13 protein-coding genes and 1 pseudogene are annotated in these 16,766 nt (G+C 72.2%); 6 read left to right on the top strand and 8 right to left on the bottom strand.

What is annotated here, in order from left to right; translation table 11 throughout:
- Positions 1-326: 326 nt before the first annotated feature.
- Together ACFVT2_RS06945 and ACFVT2_RS06950 are read left to right on the top strand one after the other, a co-directional pair.
- Positions 327-1,877 carry a UvrD-helicase domain-containing protein gene (locus ACFVT2_RS06945; protein ID WP_390013053.1) on the top strand — a complete coding sequence of 517 codons (1,551 nt, stop codon included), beginning with the start codon at positions 327-329 and terminating at the stop codon, positions 1,875-1,877.
- A gap of 162 nt (positions 1,878-2,039) precedes the next feature.
- Complete coding sequence (locus ACFVT2_RS06950; RefSeq protein ID WP_390013055.1) at positions 2,040-2,345, top strand: DUF6343 family protein; 306 nt, start codon at positions 2,040-2,042, stop codon at positions 2,343-2,345.
- Positions 2,346-2,390: 45 nt separating this feature from the next.
- On the opposite strand, the gene ACFVT2_RS06955 is transcribed toward ACFVT2_RS06950, so the two are convergent.
- The 4 genes from ACFVT2_RS06955 to ACFVT2_RS06970 all read right to left on the bottom strand — a co-directional run bounded on the left by ACFVT2_RS06955 (position 2,391) and on the right by ACFVT2_RS06970 (position 5,298).
- Entirely contained in the window at positions 2,391-2,801 is a 411-nt protein-coding gene (locus ACFVT2_RS06955) for a tetratricopeptide repeat protein (RefSeq protein WP_390013057.1), read from the bottom strand.
- 207 nt (positions 2,802-3,008) lie between these two features.
- Positions 3,009-3,455, bottom strand: coding sequence for a cupin domain-containing protein (locus ACFVT2_RS06960; protein ID WP_390013059.1), 447 nt, complete (start codon positions 3,453-3,455; stop codon positions 3,009-3,011).
- A 23-nt stretch (positions 3,456-3,478) separates the two neighbouring features.
- Entirely contained in the window at positions 3,479-4,069 is a 591-nt protein-coding gene (gene coaE / locus ACFVT2_RS06965) for a dephospho-CoA kinase (protein ID WP_390013061.1), read from the bottom strand.
- Positions 4,070-4,350: 281 nt separating this feature from the next.
- On the bottom strand, positions 4,351-5,298 hold the full coding sequence (locus ACFVT2_RS06970; protein ID WP_390013063.1) for a PAC2 family protein: 948 nt from the start codon (positions 5,296-5,298) through the stop codon (positions 4,351-4,353).
- 453 nt (positions 5,299-5,751) lie between these two features.
- Here ACFVT2_RS06970 and ACFVT2_RS06975 point away from each other — a divergent pair.
- Positions 5,752-6,751, top strand: a pseudogene (locus tag ACFVT2_RS06975) (right-handed parallel beta-helix repeat-containing protein).
- A 157-nt stretch (positions 6,752-6,908) separates the two neighbouring features.
- Here the strand turns inward: ACFVT2_RS06975 and rpsA are convergent.
- Complete coding sequence (gene rpsA / locus ACFVT2_RS06980) at positions 6,909-8,423, bottom strand: 30S ribosomal protein S1 (RefSeq protein ID WP_390013065.1); 1,515 nt, start codon at positions 8,421-8,423, stop codon at positions 6,909-6,911.
- A 374-nt stretch (positions 8,424-8,797) separates the two neighbouring features.
- Here rpsA and ACFVT2_RS06985 point away from each other — a divergent pair, with 374 nt between their 5' ends.
- Both ACFVT2_RS06985 and hrpB read left to right on the top strand, forming a co-directional pair.
- On the top strand, positions 8,798-9,631 hold the full coding sequence (locus ACFVT2_RS06985) for a class I SAM-dependent methyltransferase (protein WP_390013067.1): 834 nt from the start codon (positions 8,798-8,800) through the stop codon (positions 9,629-9,631).
- Between the two features lie 67 nt (positions 9,632-9,698).
- A complete protein-coding gene (gene hrpB / locus ACFVT2_RS06990) occupies positions 9,699-12,302 on the top strand; it encodes an ATP-dependent helicase HrpB (protein WP_390013069.1) in 2,604 nt (867 codons plus the stop codon).
- A gap of 144 nt (positions 12,303-12,446) precedes the next feature.
- On the opposite strand, the gene ACFVT2_RS06995 is transcribed toward hrpB, so the two are convergent.
- The 3 genes from ACFVT2_RS06995 to ACFVT2_RS07005 form a co-directional block, all read right to left on the bottom strand.
- Positions 12,447-13,442 (bottom strand): DUF3068 domain-containing protein, encoded by a 996-nt coding sequence (locus tag ACFVT2_RS06995; protein WP_390013071.1) that lies wholly within the window; start codon positions 13,440-13,442, stop codon positions 12,447-12,449.
- 72 nt (positions 13,443-13,514) lie between these two features.
- A complete protein-coding gene (locus tag ACFVT2_RS07000) occupies positions 13,515-13,649 on the bottom strand; it encodes an SPW_0924 family protein (RefSeq protein WP_390013073.1) in 135 nt (44 codons plus the stop codon).
- A gap of 159 nt (positions 13,650-13,808) precedes the next feature.
- Complete coding sequence (locus ACFVT2_RS07005) at positions 13,809-15,659, bottom strand: lytic transglycosylase (RefSeq protein WP_390013075.1); 1,851 nt, start codon at positions 15,657-15,659, stop codon at positions 13,809-13,811.
- A 180-nt stretch (positions 15,660-15,839) separates the two neighbouring features.
- On the opposite strand from ACFVT2_RS07005, the gene ACFVT2_RS07010 reads away from it, so the two are divergent.
- Entirely contained in the window at positions 15,840-16,730 is an 891-nt protein-coding gene (locus tag ACFVT2_RS07010; protein ID WP_390013077.1) for a DUF4184 family protein, read from the top strand.
- Positions 16,731-16,766 lie beyond the last annotated feature (36 nt).

Raw genomic sequence — 16,766 nt, forward strand, 5'->3', positions numbered from 1 at the left:
TCTGCGTGATGTCGAGGAAAGCAGACCCCACTGACAATCCGCCCGCGCACAGCCGCCCGCGGAGCTCGCACACCGCGCCGCAGCGCCCCCGCCACCATCCGGAAACACCCGTCCGACCAGCACAAACCAACCCCGGCGGCACCTCGCGAACAGCCCGAAAAAGCATCCGGACGAAGTTATCCACAGGCCGAGCGCACCTCGCTCACTCTCACACCAAAACGATTACAGTCAGTGACTGAATCGCGGCGCGGGAACTTGCTGCAACGAACCGCTCACCGCGAATCACGACACCCGAGCGACAGTTCCGACCCCGGCGAGGAGCACCCATGCACATCCCGACCCCCGAACAGACCGCCACCGCCGAAGCCTTTCCGACCGGCGCCCATCTCGTGATCCAGGCCGGCGCCGGCACCGGCAAGACGACGACCCTGGCAATGCTTGCGCACACCGCGCGGCGGCAGCACCGCACCGGCCGCTACGTCGCGTTCAACCGCGCCGTCGCACGCCACGCCGCCCGGACCCTCCCCGCAGAGGTGACCTGCGGAACCGCCCACGCCCTCGCGTACACCGCGGTGGGCAGGCACTACCAAGCCCGACTGAACGCACCCCGCCAGGCAGGCTGGCGCACCGGCGCCGCCCTCGGGATCGAAGACGGCATGTACTTACGCATCGGCCCGCGCAAGGTCAACCACAAAGCCCTCTCCTACACCGTCCTGCGCACCGTCGCCCGCTTCTGCCAGTCCGCCGACAAGGAGATCGCCCACCATCACGTCCCGCCGCTGCGCGGTGCCGAGTCCGAGCCGCTGCACGCTCAACTCGCCGGCCTCGTCCTGCCGTACGCCCGCAAAGCCTGGGCCGATCTGCAGCATCCGGACCGCGGCGTGGTCCGCTTCGAGCACGACCACTACCTCAAGATGTGGGCACTGAGCGCCCCCGTCATCCCGGCGGACTTCCTCCTCCTCGACGAGGCGCAGGACACCAATCCCGTCGTCGAACAGGTCCTCACCGCGCAGCGCGATCACACGCAGCTGGTCCTGGTCGGGGATTCCGCGCAGGCCATCTACGGCTGGCGCGGCGCCCGCGATGTGATGACCGGCTTCGACGGCACCCACCTCAGCCTCTCCCGGTCCTTCCGCTTCGGCCCCGCCCTCGCCGCCGAGGCCAACCGCTGGCTGACGATCGTCAGCGCCCCCATTCGCCTCACCGGGTCGCCCCATCGGGAGACCGAGTTGTGCCGCCTCCCCACGCCCGAGGCGATCCTCTGCCGGACGAACGTGGGCGCCATGGTCGAAGTGATACGCCAGCTGGAGACAGGCCGGCGGGTCGCGCTCGCCGGAGGCGGGGAAACCCTGAGCGCACTGGCCCGCGCCGCTCACGACCTCGCGTCGGGACGGCGCACCGCGCACCCCGAGCTGATGCTCTTCGGAACCTGGTCCGAGCTCCGCGAGTACGCGGAATTCGACCCGGCCGGACGCGATCTGCTGCCCCTGGTGGAGCTCCTCGACGAACATGGCGCAGACGCCGTACTACGCGCCTTGGACCAGCTCTCCCCCGAGGAGTCCGCCCAGGTCACGGTGTCCACGGCGCACCGCGCCAAAGGCCGCGAGTGGTCGAGCGTACGCATCGCGGACGACTTCACCGGTCCTGATGATCTCGACGAGCTCGACGCGGACGGCGCGCCGCTGCCCGGCCCGGTCGACCTCGACGAGGCCCGCTTGGCCTATGTCGCGGTGACCCGCGCCCGGTCGCAGCTCGACATCGGTGGACTGTCATGGATCAACACCCACCCGGCCGGCGATCCGCGCCCCGGAATCAACGTCCCGAAGCCACGACGACCGATGAACCCACCCGCCACCCTGCGGAAGCCTGCAACGTGAAGCCGGCAACGCGAGAGAGCGCACGTGCGGGAAAGGCGCACCACGAGGATCACCCATGGGAGAGGGAGGAACGGAACGAGAAAAGCGTCCGCCAGGACGGAGCAAACGGCACGTGACGGACGTCTCGATCAGGAGGATGCTGGAGGTGGGAGATGGAGAGCGATGCGCTCGGGTGATGAGCCTCTTCACGCACGCAGCCCGCTGCGAATGCGGTGCGGGTTGGCACTGTGGGGGCTGCTGTGGGCCGTCGCCGGCACCGTGGCCTTCGTGATGGCCGGCCGGCCGCAGTGGGCAGCCGCGTGTGCCGCCCTGGCCGCCGTGGCCGCCACCGACCTGGCCATGGTGATCCGGCATATCCACCAAGGGCCGCACTACCAACCCGGCAGGAACATCCCGCCCTACGAACCCGACCGGGGCCACAACGAGATACGTGGGACCGCCGGGCGGCGGCGCGGCTCCAGACCGTAGCCGCTGCCGTCACCCGCCGGCGGACGCCCCGTTCATCGACGGTGGTTACCCGGCGGCGTCATCCGGACCGACCGCGCGGTCCCCGTTGCCCCGGTCCGGGGCGAAGCGGGCGGCTTCGAGGAATTCCGGGCGCGGTTCGAGGGCTGCGGCCAGGCGGAAGTGACGCCGCGCCGCGTCGGGACGGCTGGCGCGTTCCAGGGTGCGGCCGAGGGCGAAGTGGGCGAAGGCATTGTCCGGTTCGCGCTCCAGCACGATCTGGAACTCCAGCTCTGCGGGGCGGAGTTGGGCGGAGAGAAAGAAGGCACGGGCGCGCAACAGTCGCGCTGCGGTGTTCTCGGGGTGCGCGCTGATGACCGAATCCAGCAGTCGGATCGCGCCGCGCGGATCACGGGCGGACAGCAGTTGCTCCGCGGCACGGTAATCAATGACGTGTGTCTCGGGACTGCGCTCGGGCACGGGCCGTCTCCTCTCCGGGTGTCGTCGGGCAGGTCAGCAAGGACCATGCTCCGTACGGCGATCTGTGCGGTGCGACAACGACGTCGTCAACACGCGGGTCCATTGCCGCATTCCCGGTCCGGCGGTCTCGTCCCGCCGGGTGCCCAACTACCAGTGGCGCGTCCCGCACCGACGTCAGCCCCTCACGCTGACGCCGATGCACCGCCGCTAGAGGCTGATGTGATACGCCTTGCGCAACGTCTCGTGCACCGTCCATCGCGTGCGGTCACCCTCGCGCAGGACGCAGGCGTCGCCCGGCCCCACCTCCAGTACCTGGCCGCCCTCGACCTCGATGGTGGCGCGTCCGCTGACGACCACGAACAGTTCGTTCGCCTCGGTGTCGGTCACCACACCCGGTGTGATCTGCCAGATGCCCCGGATCTGGCGGCCGTCCGGTGATTCCCACAGCACCTTGCCGGTCACCACCGGGTCACCGGCGACGACCTGTTCGGGGTCGAGCGGCTCCGGCTCCAGATCGGCGTCCGCGAGTCCGGGGACGTTCACCACGAACGATCCGGGAGCAGCGTCGGCGGAGTCGGCGGCCGGGCCGGTGTCCCCGGCGGTGCTTCCGGGTCCGGTGGCAGGGGTCTGTGGATCAAGCTCGGCGGTTGTCATGGCGGTGAGGCTATCGCCCGAACTCAGGCGCCCCGCAGGCGCTCCCACACCTCGCGGACCTGGGGCTCCAGCGCCTCCAGCGGACCATCGTTGTCGATCACCAGATCGGCGATGGCCAGCCGTTCCTCGCGGCTGGCCTGCGCCGCCATCCGCTGTGCCGCCTCGTCCTGCGACATGCCTCGCAGCCGCACCAGCCGGTCCAGTTGCGTCTGCCGTGCCGCGTCGACAACCACCACCAGGTCGTAGAGCGACGCCAGGCCGTTCTCCGTCAGCAGCGGCACGTCGTGGACCACCACGGCGTCGGATCCGGCCGATCCCTCAAGTTCAGCCGACCGCGCGCCGACGAGCGGGTGCACGATCGCGTTGAGCGCTTTGAGCTTCTCCTGGTCGGAGAAGACCAGCGCGCCCAGCTTCGGCCGGTCCAGGGTGCCGTCCGGTGCGAGGACGTCCGCCCCGAATTCCTCGACCACCGCCGCGAGTCCGGGTGTCCCCGGCTCGACGACCTCGCGTGCGATCTTGTCCGCGTCCACGATCACCGCACCGTACGACGCCAGCAGTCGCGACACTTCACTCTTGCCGGCACCGATCCCGCCGGTCAGCCCCACCTTCACCATGACCCCACGCTATACGGCCGGTGCAGCGGTACGACGCCCGGGCGCCGCCCCGAACACGACCGGAGCCACACCGTTCGGGGCCACACCGTCCGAAGACGAACCGACCCGCAACCACACCGACCCGGAGTCTCACAGCGGGCCCACCGTCCGGGGCACGGCCCACCGGCGAGAGGGGACGGGAGGTGACCAAACCCCCAGACAGCCCGCTAACTAGCTTCGCTAGGGCTGCAGTTAGCGGCCGGCAGCCCCCTCCAAGCCCCCACCCATCGCCCCGCCTCAGATCACGCCCCGCCGCCCTCGGCCTCGCGCTCCGCCAGGAAGCGTTCGAATTCGCGGCCGATCTCGTCAGCCGACGGGAGTTCCACCGGTTCGGCGACGAGGTTGCCCCGGGTCTCCGCCCCGGCCACTGCGTCGTACTGGTGCTCAAGACCGCTGACCAGGGCGACCAGTTCCTCGTCGCCCTCAGAGATCTGCCGTTCGATCTCCTCCTGCGTCCGCAGCGCCTCCGTGCGCAGTGCGTGCGCGGCGTTCGGCAGCACCAGGCCGGTGGCGGCCGTCACCGCCTCCAGAGCGGTGAGCGCGGCGTCCGGGTACGCGGACCGGGCGATGTAGTGCGGTACGTGCGCCGCCACGCCCAGGACGTCGTGGCCCGCCTCTGCCAGCCGGAATTCGATGAGGGACTCGGCGCTGCCGGGCACCTGGGCCTCGTCGAAGAAGCTGCTGTGCCCCGGCATCAGGTCCGTGCGGTTGCCGTGCGGCGTGAGACCCACGGGCCGGGTGTGCGGGACGCCCATCGGAATGCCATGGAAATTGACCGACAGCCGGACGCCGAGCCGCTCCACCATCTGCCGGACCGCCGCCGCGAACCGCTCCCACTCCACGTCCGGTTCGGGCCCGGACAGCAGCAGGAAGGGCGCACCGGTGGCGTCCTCGACCAGATGCAATTCAATGCTCGGGATCTCGTACGCGGTCCAGCGATGCCGTTCGAAGGTGAGCAGCGGGCGGCGCGCACGATAGTCCACCAGCCGGTCGTGGTCGAAGCGGGCCACGACCCGATGCGGCAGGCCGTCCAACAGCCTTTCCACGATCTGATCGCCGGTCTCACCGGCGTCGATGTAGCCGTCGAAGTGGTACAGCAGCACCAGGCCGGCGGAATCCCTGGCAGTGATCGCCTCGACCGCCGCGAGCCCGCTCGGCTCCCATTCGTACAACCCCTGGGGATCCAACACAGTGACCGCTCCTCCTCGTGTCCACAGGCAAGAACGTCCCGCACGGCCCCCGGCATTCCCGGCCCGGCATTCCCGGCCTCGCATTCCCGGCCAAGCACTCCAGCCCGGCCTACCCGACCCCACCTCCAGCCCCTCCCGGGCCTGCTCCTAAACCACCCCGCCCAGCAGCACCACTCCCCCAAGCCCCACCAACCCGAGACCCATCCAGCCCAGCCAAAACCGCCACCCACCGCTCACGCCCCCTCCCTCCCCCTCCCACAACTCCAACCATTCACATCAATGAACCCCAAGATCCCCCAGGCCAGTTACCACAACCTCACCGCCGGCCCGTTCACCGCACCTCACCCCACTCCGGTGCGATCCCCTGACGCTCCTTGGTCCGTACCTCTAGCTTCACCACCGCTCCAGCGATTCACATCCCCGCCCAACGTTCATATACGGAAAGGCAGTTGAATGCGCACCGGCCCCCTCACCACCCCCTCCGCCGCCGCCCTCCTGGCCGCCACCACCGCCACCACCGCTCATGGCGCGCCCACCCCGACCCCTGCTACCACCCCCTCGACAACCTCCCCGCCCGCGTGGTCAACGTCTCGACCGCGGCACAGAGCTCAAAAGCGCCCTCGCCGCCGCCCGCCCCGGCGACACCATCCAGCTCGCCGACGGCACCTACCGCGGCAACTTCTCCGCTTCCACGGCCGGAAACGCCGCTTCCCGCATCACCCTCACCGGCTCGCCCAAGACCGTGCTCACTGCCAGCGGCGGCTACGGCCTCCACCTGGACGGGGCGTCGTACTGGACCGGGCAGGGCCTCGCCGTCACCGGCGGCCAGAAGGGCATCGTGATGGACGCCGCCAACGGCGTAGTGATCGATACGGTCACCGTCCACGACCTGACCATGGAGGGCGTGCACTTCCGCACGTCCAGCAAGGACGGGATCATCCGGAACTCCACCATCCGCGACACCGGCAAGGACGGCAGGGGGATGGGCGAGGGCCTCTACGTGGGCAGCGCGGGCGGCACGGACGACAAGAGCGACAACGTGCAGATCCTGGACAACACGATCGGCACGGGCGTCGGCGGCGAGAACGTCGACATCAAGGAGGGGACGACCGGCACCAAGATAATCGGGAACAACTTCGACGGCAGCGGACTGACCGGCGCCAACTTCGACGACTCATGGGTCGACATCAAGGGCAACAAGGTTCTCGTCGAGAACAACACCGGCGTCCACACCACGAACAACGGTTACGAGACCCACACCCAGCAGCCGGGCTGGGGCTCTGGCGCGGTCTTCCGCGGCAACCGGTCCGATCTCAGCGGGGCCACCGGCGCGGGCCGTTACGCCTTCAACATCACCAACTACCAGGCAGACAGCTGCCCGGTCAGCATCGCGGGCGACAACACGGTCACCGGCGGCCGGGGCACCGCCAACCCGGGAGTCCCGGTCGGCTGATGCGCACCCCGGCGGACCACCTGGCGCACGCCCCCGGCTCACGCCCCGACCGGTCCACTGGCAACCGCCCCACGACACGACGAAGGCCCGCCCCCCGAAGGGAGCGGGCCTTGCGTCTTCAGCTACCTCAACCGGCTAGCGCTGACGGTGGAACCGTTCAGCTCTGGCCGCCGGCCAGCTTCTCGCGGAGCGCGGCAAGAGCCTCGTCCGACGCCAGGGCGCCGGAGTTGTCCGCCGACTCCGAGGAGTACGAGCCACCGGAGACGGTGCCGCCGCCGCCCTGGCCGCCGCCGGCCGCCGGAGCGGCAGCACCCTCGGCCGCAGCCTGCTCGTCGGCCTCGCGGGACTTGATGACCTGGGCCTGGTGCTGCTCGAAGCGCTGCTGCGCCTCGGCGTACTGGGTCTCCCAGGCCTCGCGCTGGGTCTCGTAGCCCTCGAGCCAGTCGTTGGTCTCGGGGTCGAAGCCCTCGGGGTAGATGTAGTTGCCCTGGTCGTCGTACGACGCGGCCATGCCGTACAGGGTCGGGTCGAACTCGACCGTCGACGGGTCGGCACCGAAGGCCTCGTTGGCCTGCTTCAGCGAGAGGCTGATGCGGCGACGCTCGAGGTCGATGTCGATGACCTTGACGAAGATCTCGTCGTTGACCTGGACGACCTGCTCCGGGATCTCCACGTGGCGCTCGGCCAGCTCGGAGATGTGGACCAGACCCTCGATGCCCTCGTCCACGCGGACGAACGCACCGAACGGAACCAGCTTCGTGACCTTGCCGGGGACGACCTGGCCGATCTGGTGCGTACGGGCGAACTGCTGCCACGGGTCTTCCTGCGTCGCCTTCAGCGACAGGGAGACACGCTCGCGGTCCATGTCCACGTCGAGGACCTCGACGGTGACTTCCTGGCCGACCTCGACAACCTCGGACGGGTGGTCGATGTGCTTCCAGGACAGCTCGGAGACGTGCACGAGACCGTCGACGCCACCCAGGTCCACGAAGGCACCGAAGTTGACGATCGAGGAAACGACGCCGGAGCGGACCTGACCCTTCTGGAGGGTCGTGAGGAACGTCTGGCGGACCTCGGACTGGGTCTGCTCGAGCCAGGCACGGCGGGACAGGACCACGTTGTTGCGGTTCTTGTCCAGCTCGATGATCTTGGCCTCGAGCTCCTTGCCCACGTAGGGCTGGAGGTCGCGGACGCGGCGCATCTCGACGAGGGAGGCCGGCAGGAAGCCACGGAGGCCGATGTCGAGGATGAGACCACCCTTGACGACCTCGATGACGGTACCGGTGACGATGCCGTCTTCTTCCTTGATCTTCTCGATCGTGCCCCAGGCACGCTCGTACTGAGCGCGCTTCTTGGACAGGATCAGACGGCCTTCCTTGTCCTCCTTCTGGAGAACCAGGGCCTCGATCTCGTCGCCGACCTTGACGACCTCGTTCGGGTCGACGTCGTGCTTGATCGAGAGCTCGCGGCTCGGGATGACGCCTTCGGTCTTGTAACCGATGTCGAGCAGGACCTCGTCCCGGTCGACCTTCACGATGACGCCGTCGACGATGTCGCCGTCGTTGAAGTACTTGATCGTCTCGTCGATCGCGGCGAGGAAGGCTTCCTCGTTACCGATGTCGTTGACCGCTACCTGCGGGGTGGTGGCGGTGGTCTCGGTGCTGCTCGTCATGTGGGTAAGGGCTCCGGTACGGACATTGAAGTCGTAGGTACTGCTACGCCGAGAGCCCGTATCGCCTCTGCATCAGACCGGACAGCGTCTAAGGCGCATCCTCCGGACGCCCCGCAAAAAGCCGGAGCAACCCGAAACGCCTCAAAACCGAGGGGACATTCATACAGATGCGAGCGCGGCCTGCTCCGTCCGAGGCGCGCAGGCCCGCAGCGCAACTTGTAGCATACGGGGGCAGCCGGACAGGGTCAATGCGCGAAAGGCGCACACCCGGGACAGAAGGCCCCATAACCGGCGCACGCGATGTTCCGCGAGGCCATTCGGCCTCACAGTCCCCCGCTGCGACAAGCACAGCGAAGACTACGACGACGGGCGCGATGAGCCAATACGCGAAGGACAGCGAGCCGGAGGCGACCCGCCGTTCCGCCTCGGACGCCGAGAGCAGCCGGGCCAGCCGCGGCTGGTGGGACCGCAATGCGGACGACTATCAAAGGGAGCACGGTTCCTTCCTCGGGGACGACCGGTTCGTCTGGGGCCCGGAAGGGCTCGACGAAGCGGATGCCGCACTACTGGGGCCGACCGCGGAGCTGAAGGGGCGGCGGATCCTGGAGATCGGGGCCGGGGCGGCGCAGTGTTCCCGCTGGCTGGCGGCGCAGGGGGCGCTTCCGGTGGCTCTGGACCTCTCCCACCGACAGCTCCAGCACGCGCTGCGGATCGCCGGCGACGACAGTGGCGGCCCGGTCGACCTGGTGGAGGCGGACGCGGGTGCGCTGCCGTTCCGCGATGGCAGCTTCGACCTGGCCTGCTCCGCCTACGGGGCGCTGCCGTTCGTCGCCGATCCGGTGCAGGTGCTGCGCGAGGTCCGGCGGGTGCTGCGGCCGGGCGGGCGGTTCGTCTTCTCGGTGACCCACCCGATCCGCTGGGCGTTCCCCGACGAGCCCGGGCCGGAGGGCCTTTCGGTGGCGGCGTCGTACTTCGACCGCACGCCGTACGTCGAGCAGGACGAGAACGGGCGGGCGGTGTACGTGGAGCACCACCGGACTGTGGGTGACCGGGTGCGGGACGTGGTGGCCGCCGGCTTCCGGCTGGTGGACCTCGTCGAACCGGAGTGGCCGGACTGGAACACCCAGGAGTGGGGTGGCTGGTCGCCGCTGCGCGGGCATCTGATCCCGGGGACGGCGATCTTCGTGTGCACGGCGGACGGGGCGTAACGATCCCCGGTCCGCCCGCGCCGGGGCGGGCGGCCGGCGCTGGCGGACCGGGCGGCAGACTGGAGCGGTGAGCCTCACCCCTTCCCCGGCCGTGGGTACGCCCGCTGCCGCCCTCGCCCAGCTGCCCGTCCGCAGCGCGCTCCCCGCGCTGCGCAGTGCCCTCGACACGGTCGGTGCCGCAGTGCTGTGCGCGCCGCCGGGTACCGGCAAGACGACTCTCGTGCCGCTGGAGCTCGCCGGGCTGACCGGCGCGGGGCCGCGACGGCGGGTGGTGGTCGCCGAGCCGCGTCGGATCGCGGCCCGTGCGGCGGCCCGGCGGATGGCGTGGCTGCTCGGCGAGCGGGTGGGCGACCGTGTCGGCTTCACGGTGCGCGGGGAGCGGCGGGCCGGGCCCCGCACGGACGTGGAAGTGGTGACCACCGGGGTGCTGCTGCAACGGCTGCAGCGCGATCCGGAGCTGGCCGGGGTGGACGTCGTGGTGCTGGACGAGTGCCACGAGCGGCATCTGGACGCCGATACCTGCGCGGCCTTCCTGCTGGACGTACGGGCGACGCTGCGGCCGGAGCTGCAGGTGCTCGCCGCCTCCGCGACGACGGATGCGGAGGGGTGGGCGCGTCTGCTGGGCGGCGCCGGGGGGCCGGCTCCCGTGGTGGAGGCGGCGGGGGTCTCGCACCCGGTGGAGGTCGTGTGGGCGCCGCCGGCGCGGCCGGTCGCGCCGGCGCACGGGATGCGGGTGGATCCGGCGCTGCTGGCGCACGTCGCCGCCGTGGTGCGGCGGGCGCTGCGCGAGCGGGCCGGCGACGTGTTGTGTTTCCTGCCCGGGGTCGGGGAGATCGCGCGGGTCGCGGGGCAGCTGGGCGGGGTGGACGCCGAGGTGCTGCAGGTGCACGGGCGGGCGCCGGCCGAGGTGCAGGACGCGGTGCTGGCCGGCGGGGACGGAGCCCGCCGGGTCGTCCTGGCGACCTCCGTGGCGGAGTCCAGTCTGACCGTGCCGGGAGTGCGGACCGTCGTGGACAGCGGGCTGGCGCGGGTGCCGCGGAGGGACCATGCGCGCGGGCTCAGCGCACTCGCGACCGTGCGGGCCTCGCGAGCGGCGGGGCGGCAGCGGGCCGGGCGGGCCGGGCGGCAGGGGCCCGGTGCGGTCTACCGCTGCTGGGCCGAGGGGGAGGACGGGCGGCTGCCGCGCTTCCCGGATCCGGAGATCAAGGTCGCCGATCTGACCGCGTTCGCCCTCCAGGCGGCCTGTTGGGGTGATCCGGCCGCGAGCGGGCTGGCGCTGCTCGACGCGCCGCCGGCCGGGGCGCTGGCCGCGGCCCAGGAGGTGCTGGCGGCGATCGGCGCGGTGGACGCGGCGGGCCGGGCCACCGGGCGGGGCGTGCGGATGGCGCGGCTCGGGCTGCACCCGCGGCTGGCCCGCGCGCTGGTGGACGGCGCGGCGGAGGTCGGGGTGCGGCGCGCCGCGGAGGTGGTGGCGCTGCTCAGCGAGGAGCCGCCGCGGTCCTACGGGGACGACCTGGCGGCCGCGTGGCGCACCGCGCGCCGGGGCGGCGATGCCTACGCCGCGCGGTGGCGGCAGGAGGCGCGGCGGCTGGCGTCGGCGGCCGGGGAACCCGAGCGGGAGGGCGGCGAGCGGCCGGGGTCGGCGACCGGAGGGCCCGCCTCCGAGGACGCGGTGGCCGGACTGATCGCGGCGCTGGCCTTTCCGGAGCGGGTGGCCCGGGCGCGCGGGGCAGGCAGTTACCTGATGGCGTCCGGGACCGGGGCCGATCTGGTCGGGGCGGAGGCCGGGGGCCGGGCCGGGGACGGGTCGCGGCTGCGGGACGCGGCGTGGCTGGCGGTCGCGGTGGCGGACCGGCCGGTCACGGCGGCGTCCGCGCGGATCCGGCTCGCGGCGGTGATCGACGAGGAGACCGCCCGTGCCGCGGCCGCGGCGCTGTACTCCTCCGGGGAGGAGGTGCGGTGGGCAGACGGGGAGGTGGTGGCCCGGCGGGTGACCCGGCTGGGCGCGATCGAGCTGACGGCCCGGCCGCTGACCGCACCGGATCCCGCACTGCTGCGGGACGCGGTCGTCGACGGTCTGCGGCGGGAGGGGCTCGGGCTGCTGCGGTGGACCGCCGGGGCGATCGCGGTGCGGCAGCGGATGGCGTTCCTGTACCGGGAGGTGGGCGCGCCGTGGCCGGAGGTGTCGGACGCGGCGCTGCTGGAGCGCGTCGAGGAGTGGTTGGGGCCCGAGCTGGGGCGGGCGCGGCGGCGGGCCGATCTGGCGCGGGTGGACGCGGGGCAGGCACTGACCCGGCTGCTGCCGTGGGCGACCGGTGAGGCGGTGCGCTTCGAGGAGCTGGCGCCGGAGCGGATCGAGGTGCCGAGCGGGTCCCGGGTGCGCGTGGACTACGACGGTGAGCAGCCCGTACTGGCCGTGAAGTTGCAGGAGTTGTTCGGGCTGCGGGAGTCGCCGCGGCTGGCTGGCGGGCGGGTGCCCGTGGTGGTGCACCTGCTCTCCCCGGCGGGGCGGCCGGCGGCGGTCACGGCGGACCTGGCCTCCTTCTGGCGGGAGGGCTACCGGGCCGTCCGCGCGGAGTTGCGCGGCCGCTACCCCAAGCATCCCTGGCCGGAGGACCCTTCGACGGCCGAACCGACCCGGCACACCACGGCGCGGCTGCGGCGGGGGTGAGAGCCCGCCGGGCGGGGCGGTCCCGCCGCGGGGCGGACGACCCCGCGCGCCCCGCTTTCCGGGGGCGTCCTGGCGCGTCATCTCCCTTCCGGGGCAGGTCGTTCGGGGACTGGGCGGTCGGCTCGTCGGTGTCATGTCTCCACGCTACGGCCCGCCACTGACAACGCCGTCGGCCGCCGGTGGCGCGGCGTCGCGGCGGGGCCGTCGGGCGCGGGCTTCGAGGTGCAGGCTGACGGCGAGGAGTACGGCGCCGAGGGCCAGGAAGCCCCAGGGGAGGTAGCTGGTGAGCAGCAGCACGAGGGTGCGCTGGGACTTGACCAGGGAAACGGTGGCGTCGACGTAGTCGGCGCGCATCTTCACGTGGCCGGCGAAGGCGGTGACCTTGCCGCCGCCGGGCAGCAGTTGGCCGCCGCGCAGTTCTTCCTTGTGGATCTCCTCGCCGTTGACCGGGGCTCCGGTGACCGGGTCGACCCAGAACATCCGCGTGGTGGAGTACCAGCGGGTGGTGCCCATCTTCTCGACGGCCTCCGGGGTGATGCCCTTGACCGGCATCTTCTTGGGGAGCGGGACCTTGGTCCACGGGATGGCCTGCTCGAAGTAGTAGACCTCCAGGCCGCGGTAGGTGCGGGTCCCCTTGTAGTGGATGGGGGCGGAGGTGCGGGTCTGCGGGTCGAAGTAGGCGTAGTCGCGCTTCTCGGTGAGGAACGGCCACTTGTACTCGATGCCGGACCGGCGGACGGGGTCGCCGTCGACCATCTCGCCGGTGGCGTGGACGGGGTCCTGGGAGTGCGCGTCGAAGATGTAGCGCTCGGGGATCTCGGAGACCATCTTGCCGTCGGGGCCGGCCACGTAGGAGAGGGCGTCCCAGACCACGACGTCGCGGCCGGTGGTGCGCTCGATCCGGTCGGCCTCGGCGACGTTGCCCTTGAGGGTCTGCACGATGGTGACCTCGGGGACCTGCCGGGCCTTCATGGTGCCGTAGTCGAGGAGGGTGGCGGGCCGGGCCTCCAGGACCATGTCCTGGTACTGGCTGGGCGGGATCTTGGCGAGGCGGGGGAAGGCGTACCACCGCATCAACGGGGACAGTGCGGTGAAGAAGGCGGCGAGGCCGAGCAGGACGAGGCTCGCGGTGCGGCGCATCCCTCTCCGCTGCTTCGACGGGTGCGCCCCGGTGCCGGGCGGGGTTCGGCGCATGGCGGTGGCGGCCCTCCCTCAGGGGTGTGCGGGGACGGTGGTCAGCAGTGGCTTGGGGGAGGTACGCCCCTTGGGGGCGCCGATCGCGGTGACGGTGAAGATGAGGGCGAGCGCCGCGGCCAGGCCGATCGCGGCTGCTATCAGGGCGCGCATGGCCGTCCTCCCGGAGAACTGAACTGATGCAGCGTCAGGGCGGGGGCACGGTAGCAACGGGCGGCCGAGATGAGAACACGTTTCACCGCCGTCCCGCCCGGGCGAACGGGCGGGACGGCGGTGAAGGTAGCGGTGGAGGTGCGGCCGGGGGCCGGGCGGTCAGGAGGCGGCGGCCGGTGCCGTGACGGTGAGGGTGACGGTCAGCACGGCGCCGTCGGCGGTGGTCAGCCGGAGCCGGAAGGTGCCCGCGTGGGTGTCGGTGTAGATCTTCGGGAGGGTGAGCAGGCCGTCGGCGTCGGTGGTGAGGCCGGTGAGGGCGCGGACCGGCTTGTCCTTGTCGGCGCCGGTGGCCTTGGGGTCCTTGAAGTAGGGGCCCCGGTCGTTCTCGACGGGCTTCTTCGGGTCGTCGGTGATCAGGGTGGCGGTGACCGCGACCCCGGCCGCGGCCTTGCCCTGGTAGGTCGCCTTGACCTGGACGGCGTCGTCGGCGTAAGCGCCGCCGGCCTTCGTGGTCAGCTCCTTGTCGGAGGTCCGGGCGAGCGCGTCGGCCTTCGGTGCGGGCTTGGCGGTGACGGTGCCGGTGAAGTCGACGGGGGGCACGGTGCGGCCGTCGGCGGTGGCCCGGACGGTGAACGGGCCGGCCGTGTCGCCGGCGTGCAGCGTGGGGGCGGCGGCCAGGCCGTCCTTGTCGGTGGTGACGGTGACCGCGGTGGCACCGCCGGGGAAGCGGGTGCCGGTGGTGCCGGTGAGGGTGAAGCGGACGCCGGCGCCGGCCACCGGCTTGCCGTCGGCGTCCTTGGCGCGGACCCGGGGTGCGGTGGCGAAGTCGGTGCCCGCGGTGGCGGTGAGGTCCTTGCCGTCCTTGTCGCCGGCCGGTTCGAGGGCGGTGAGCGGGGCGGGCTTCGTGGGCGGCTTCGGAGTGGGCGTGGGGGTCGGGGTGGGCTTCGGGTCGGGGGCCGGCTTCGTGGGCGGCGTGGGGGTACGGGTGCCGTCTCCGTGGGTGGGCCCGGTGGAGCCGCCGGCTCCGGGCGAACCGCCCGGGGAGCCCGGCCCGTTGGGCTTCTCCTGGCCGGCTGTGCCACCGGGGGCCGGGGGCGTGCCCTTCGTGCCGCCGCGGCCCCGGCCGTCCTTCCCTGCGCCGCCAGGGGTGCCGGCGGTGCCGCCGCCGCGCTGTACGGGGAGCACGCCCTTGCCGTCCGGCACCTCGAACGTGCCGTTCCGGTAGAAGGCGTACCAGGACAGCACCAGTTGCAGGTACGCGCCGGAGTCGTTGTAGCCGAGGACGGCCCGGTCCAGGTCGGCCTGGACGGACAGGTCGCGGCCGTTGGCGCAGAGGTAGCGTCCGGCGGCGAGGGCGGCGTCGAAGACGTTGTTGGGATCCTTGACGCCGTCCCCGTTGCCGTCGGCGCCCCAGCCCGCGCCGTGCGGACCCCCTTGGGACCAGGTGGAGGGGATGAACTGCATCGGGCCGACGGCGCGGTCATGCGTGGTGTCGCCGTCGTAGCGGCCGTGGTCGGTGTCGGGTATCAGGGCGAAGCCGTGGCCGTTGAGCTGGGGGCCGAGGATCGGTTGCAGGGTGGTGCCCTCGGCGTCGACCGCGCCGCCCCGGGCGTGGCCGGACTCCACCTCGCCGATCCCGGCGAGCAGTTGCCAGGGCAGCCGGCAACCGGGGTCGGACGCGCGGAGTTGGTCCTCGGCCTTCTTGTAGGCGGCCAGGACGGTGGCCGGAATACCTGCCTGGGACGGGCCGTGCGTCGGACTTCCGGTGCCGCTGGGATGGCCGGAACCGTTCGGTGGGACGGGGCTCTTGAGGGGTGGCAGGTCGGTGTAATACGGCGAGCCGCCGTCGATGGGGGTGCCGGCGGGCGGTGCGGGGCTGCGGTCGGCGCGGGCGACCGGGCGCTCGGCGGCACCGGGCGCCTGGGAGGCGGTCAGCGCGGCCAGCGCCGCCGCTGCCACGGCCGTCGAGGCCGTTCCCCTTTGGAGCCGCCGCCGGAATGTGGCTGCCATACCTGGTGTCCCCTCCATGTCGACCAACCGCCCGCACCTGTCGCAGGTCCTGGCGTGTCGTGCGTGACGCCGTACGGCGCTCCCCAGCGCCTCAACTCCGGCGACACTACGACAACTCGGGCCGCACAGCCACCACTCGCATCGGCCACATAATGATCCGAATCGATCAAGGAGGGGCAGATGCCGTTCACCCTGAGCCATGCCGCCGCCGTCCTGCCGCTCATCCGTCGAACCGGCGCGGCGCGCGGCCCCTTGGTCGCCTCCGCACTGGTCGCCGGTTCGTTCGCACCGGATGTGACGTACTACGCGGACACCGTGGTTCCGGGCGGCATGGCGTTCGGCACGGTCACCCACGCCCCGGCCGGCGTGGTGACGGTGGACGTGCTGCTCACCGCGGTGTTGGTCGGCGGCTGGCTGCTGGTGCGCGCGCCGCTGCTGGCGCTGCTGCCGCGGGCCGGGCGGGAGCGGATGGGGGCGTTCGTCCAGGGGCGGCCGGGGCGGCCGCAGACGCCCCGCGAACGGGCCGCGCTGGCCGGCTGGTTCGTGGTGTCGGCGGTGCTCGGCTCGGCGTCCCACGTGGTCTGGGACGCCTTCACCCATCCCGGCCGCTGGGGCACCCGACTGGTCCCCGTACTCAACACGGTGGTGGGCGACCGGCCGCTGGCCATGTACGTGCAGTACGGGACCTCGGCGCTGGCGCTGGCGGGGACCGGGTGGTTCCTGTGGGCGGCGCTGCGGGAGCGCCCCGCACCGGGCGCCTGCGGGGTCGGGCGGGCGGTGCCCGAACTGCCCGTGCGGCTACGGCTGTTGCTCGCCGCCCCGGTCGTCCTGGGGGTGCTGCTCGGCGCCGGGTATCGCACGCTGCGGGCGTACGCCGTCCACGGGGCGACGGTGGGGTGGTTCGACTACCTGCCGGACCTGCTCTTCGGGGCGGGCGCCGGGCTCGTACCGGGGCTGCTGGTCTGTGCGGCGGCCTTCCGGCTGCTGGACCGGCGGGCGCGCCGGAGCGGGGCCGCGGCGGACGGGACCGCGCCGGGGCGGCCGGCGGGCGCCGGGGCCGAAGCCACCTGACGGGGCGGACGGGCCGGGGTGCGTACGGCGCGAGCA

The sequence above is a fragment of the Streptomyces sp. NPDC058000 genome (assembly GCF_042886435.1).
Taxonomy (GTDB): domain Bacteria; phylum Actinomycetota; class Actinomycetes; order Streptomycetales; family Streptomycetaceae; genus Streptomyces.

Bases quoted from the DNA above. Each gene is read 5' to 3' on its own strand.
- ACFVT2_RS06945 (WP_390013053.1), top strand. From the start codon at position 327: ATGCACATCCCGACCCCCGAACAGACCGCCACCGCCGAAGCCTTTCCG.
- ACFVT2_RS06950 (WP_390013055.1), top strand. From the start codon at position 2,040: ATGCGCTCGGGTGATGAGCCTCTTCACGCACGCAGCCCGCTGCGAATG.
- ACFVT2_RS06960 (WP_390013059.1), bottom strand. From the start codon at position 3,455: ATGACAACCGCCGAGCTTGATCCACAGACCCCTGCCACCGGACCCGGA.
- coaE (WP_390013061.1), bottom strand. From the start codon at position 4,069: ATGGTGAAGGTGGGGCTGACCGGCGGGATCGGTGCCGGCAAGAGTGAA.
- rpsA (WP_390013065.1), bottom strand. From the start codon at position 8,423: ATGACGAGCAGCACCGAGACCACCGCCACCACCCCGCAGGTAGCGGTC.
- ACFVT2_RS06985 (WP_390013067.1), top strand. From the start codon at position 8,798: ATGAGCCAATACGCGAAGGACAGCGAGCCGGAGGCGACCCGCCGTTCC.
- ACFVT2_RS06995 (WP_390013071.1), bottom strand. From the start codon at position 13,442: ATGCGCCGCACCGCGAGCCTCGTCCTGCTCGGCCTCGCCGCCTTCTTC.
- ACFVT2_RS07000 (WP_390013073.1), bottom strand. From the start codon at position 13,649: ATGCGCGCCCTGATAGCAGCCGCGATCGGCCTGGCCGCGGCGCTCGCC.
- ACFVT2_RS07005 (WP_390013075.1), bottom strand. From the start codon at position 15,659: ATGGCAGCCACATTCCGGCGGCGGCTCCAAAGGGGAACGGCCTCGACG.
- ACFVT2_RS07010 (WP_390013077.1), top strand. From the start codon at position 15,840: ATGCCGTTCACCCTGAGCCATGCCGCCGCCGTCCTGCCGCTCATCCGT.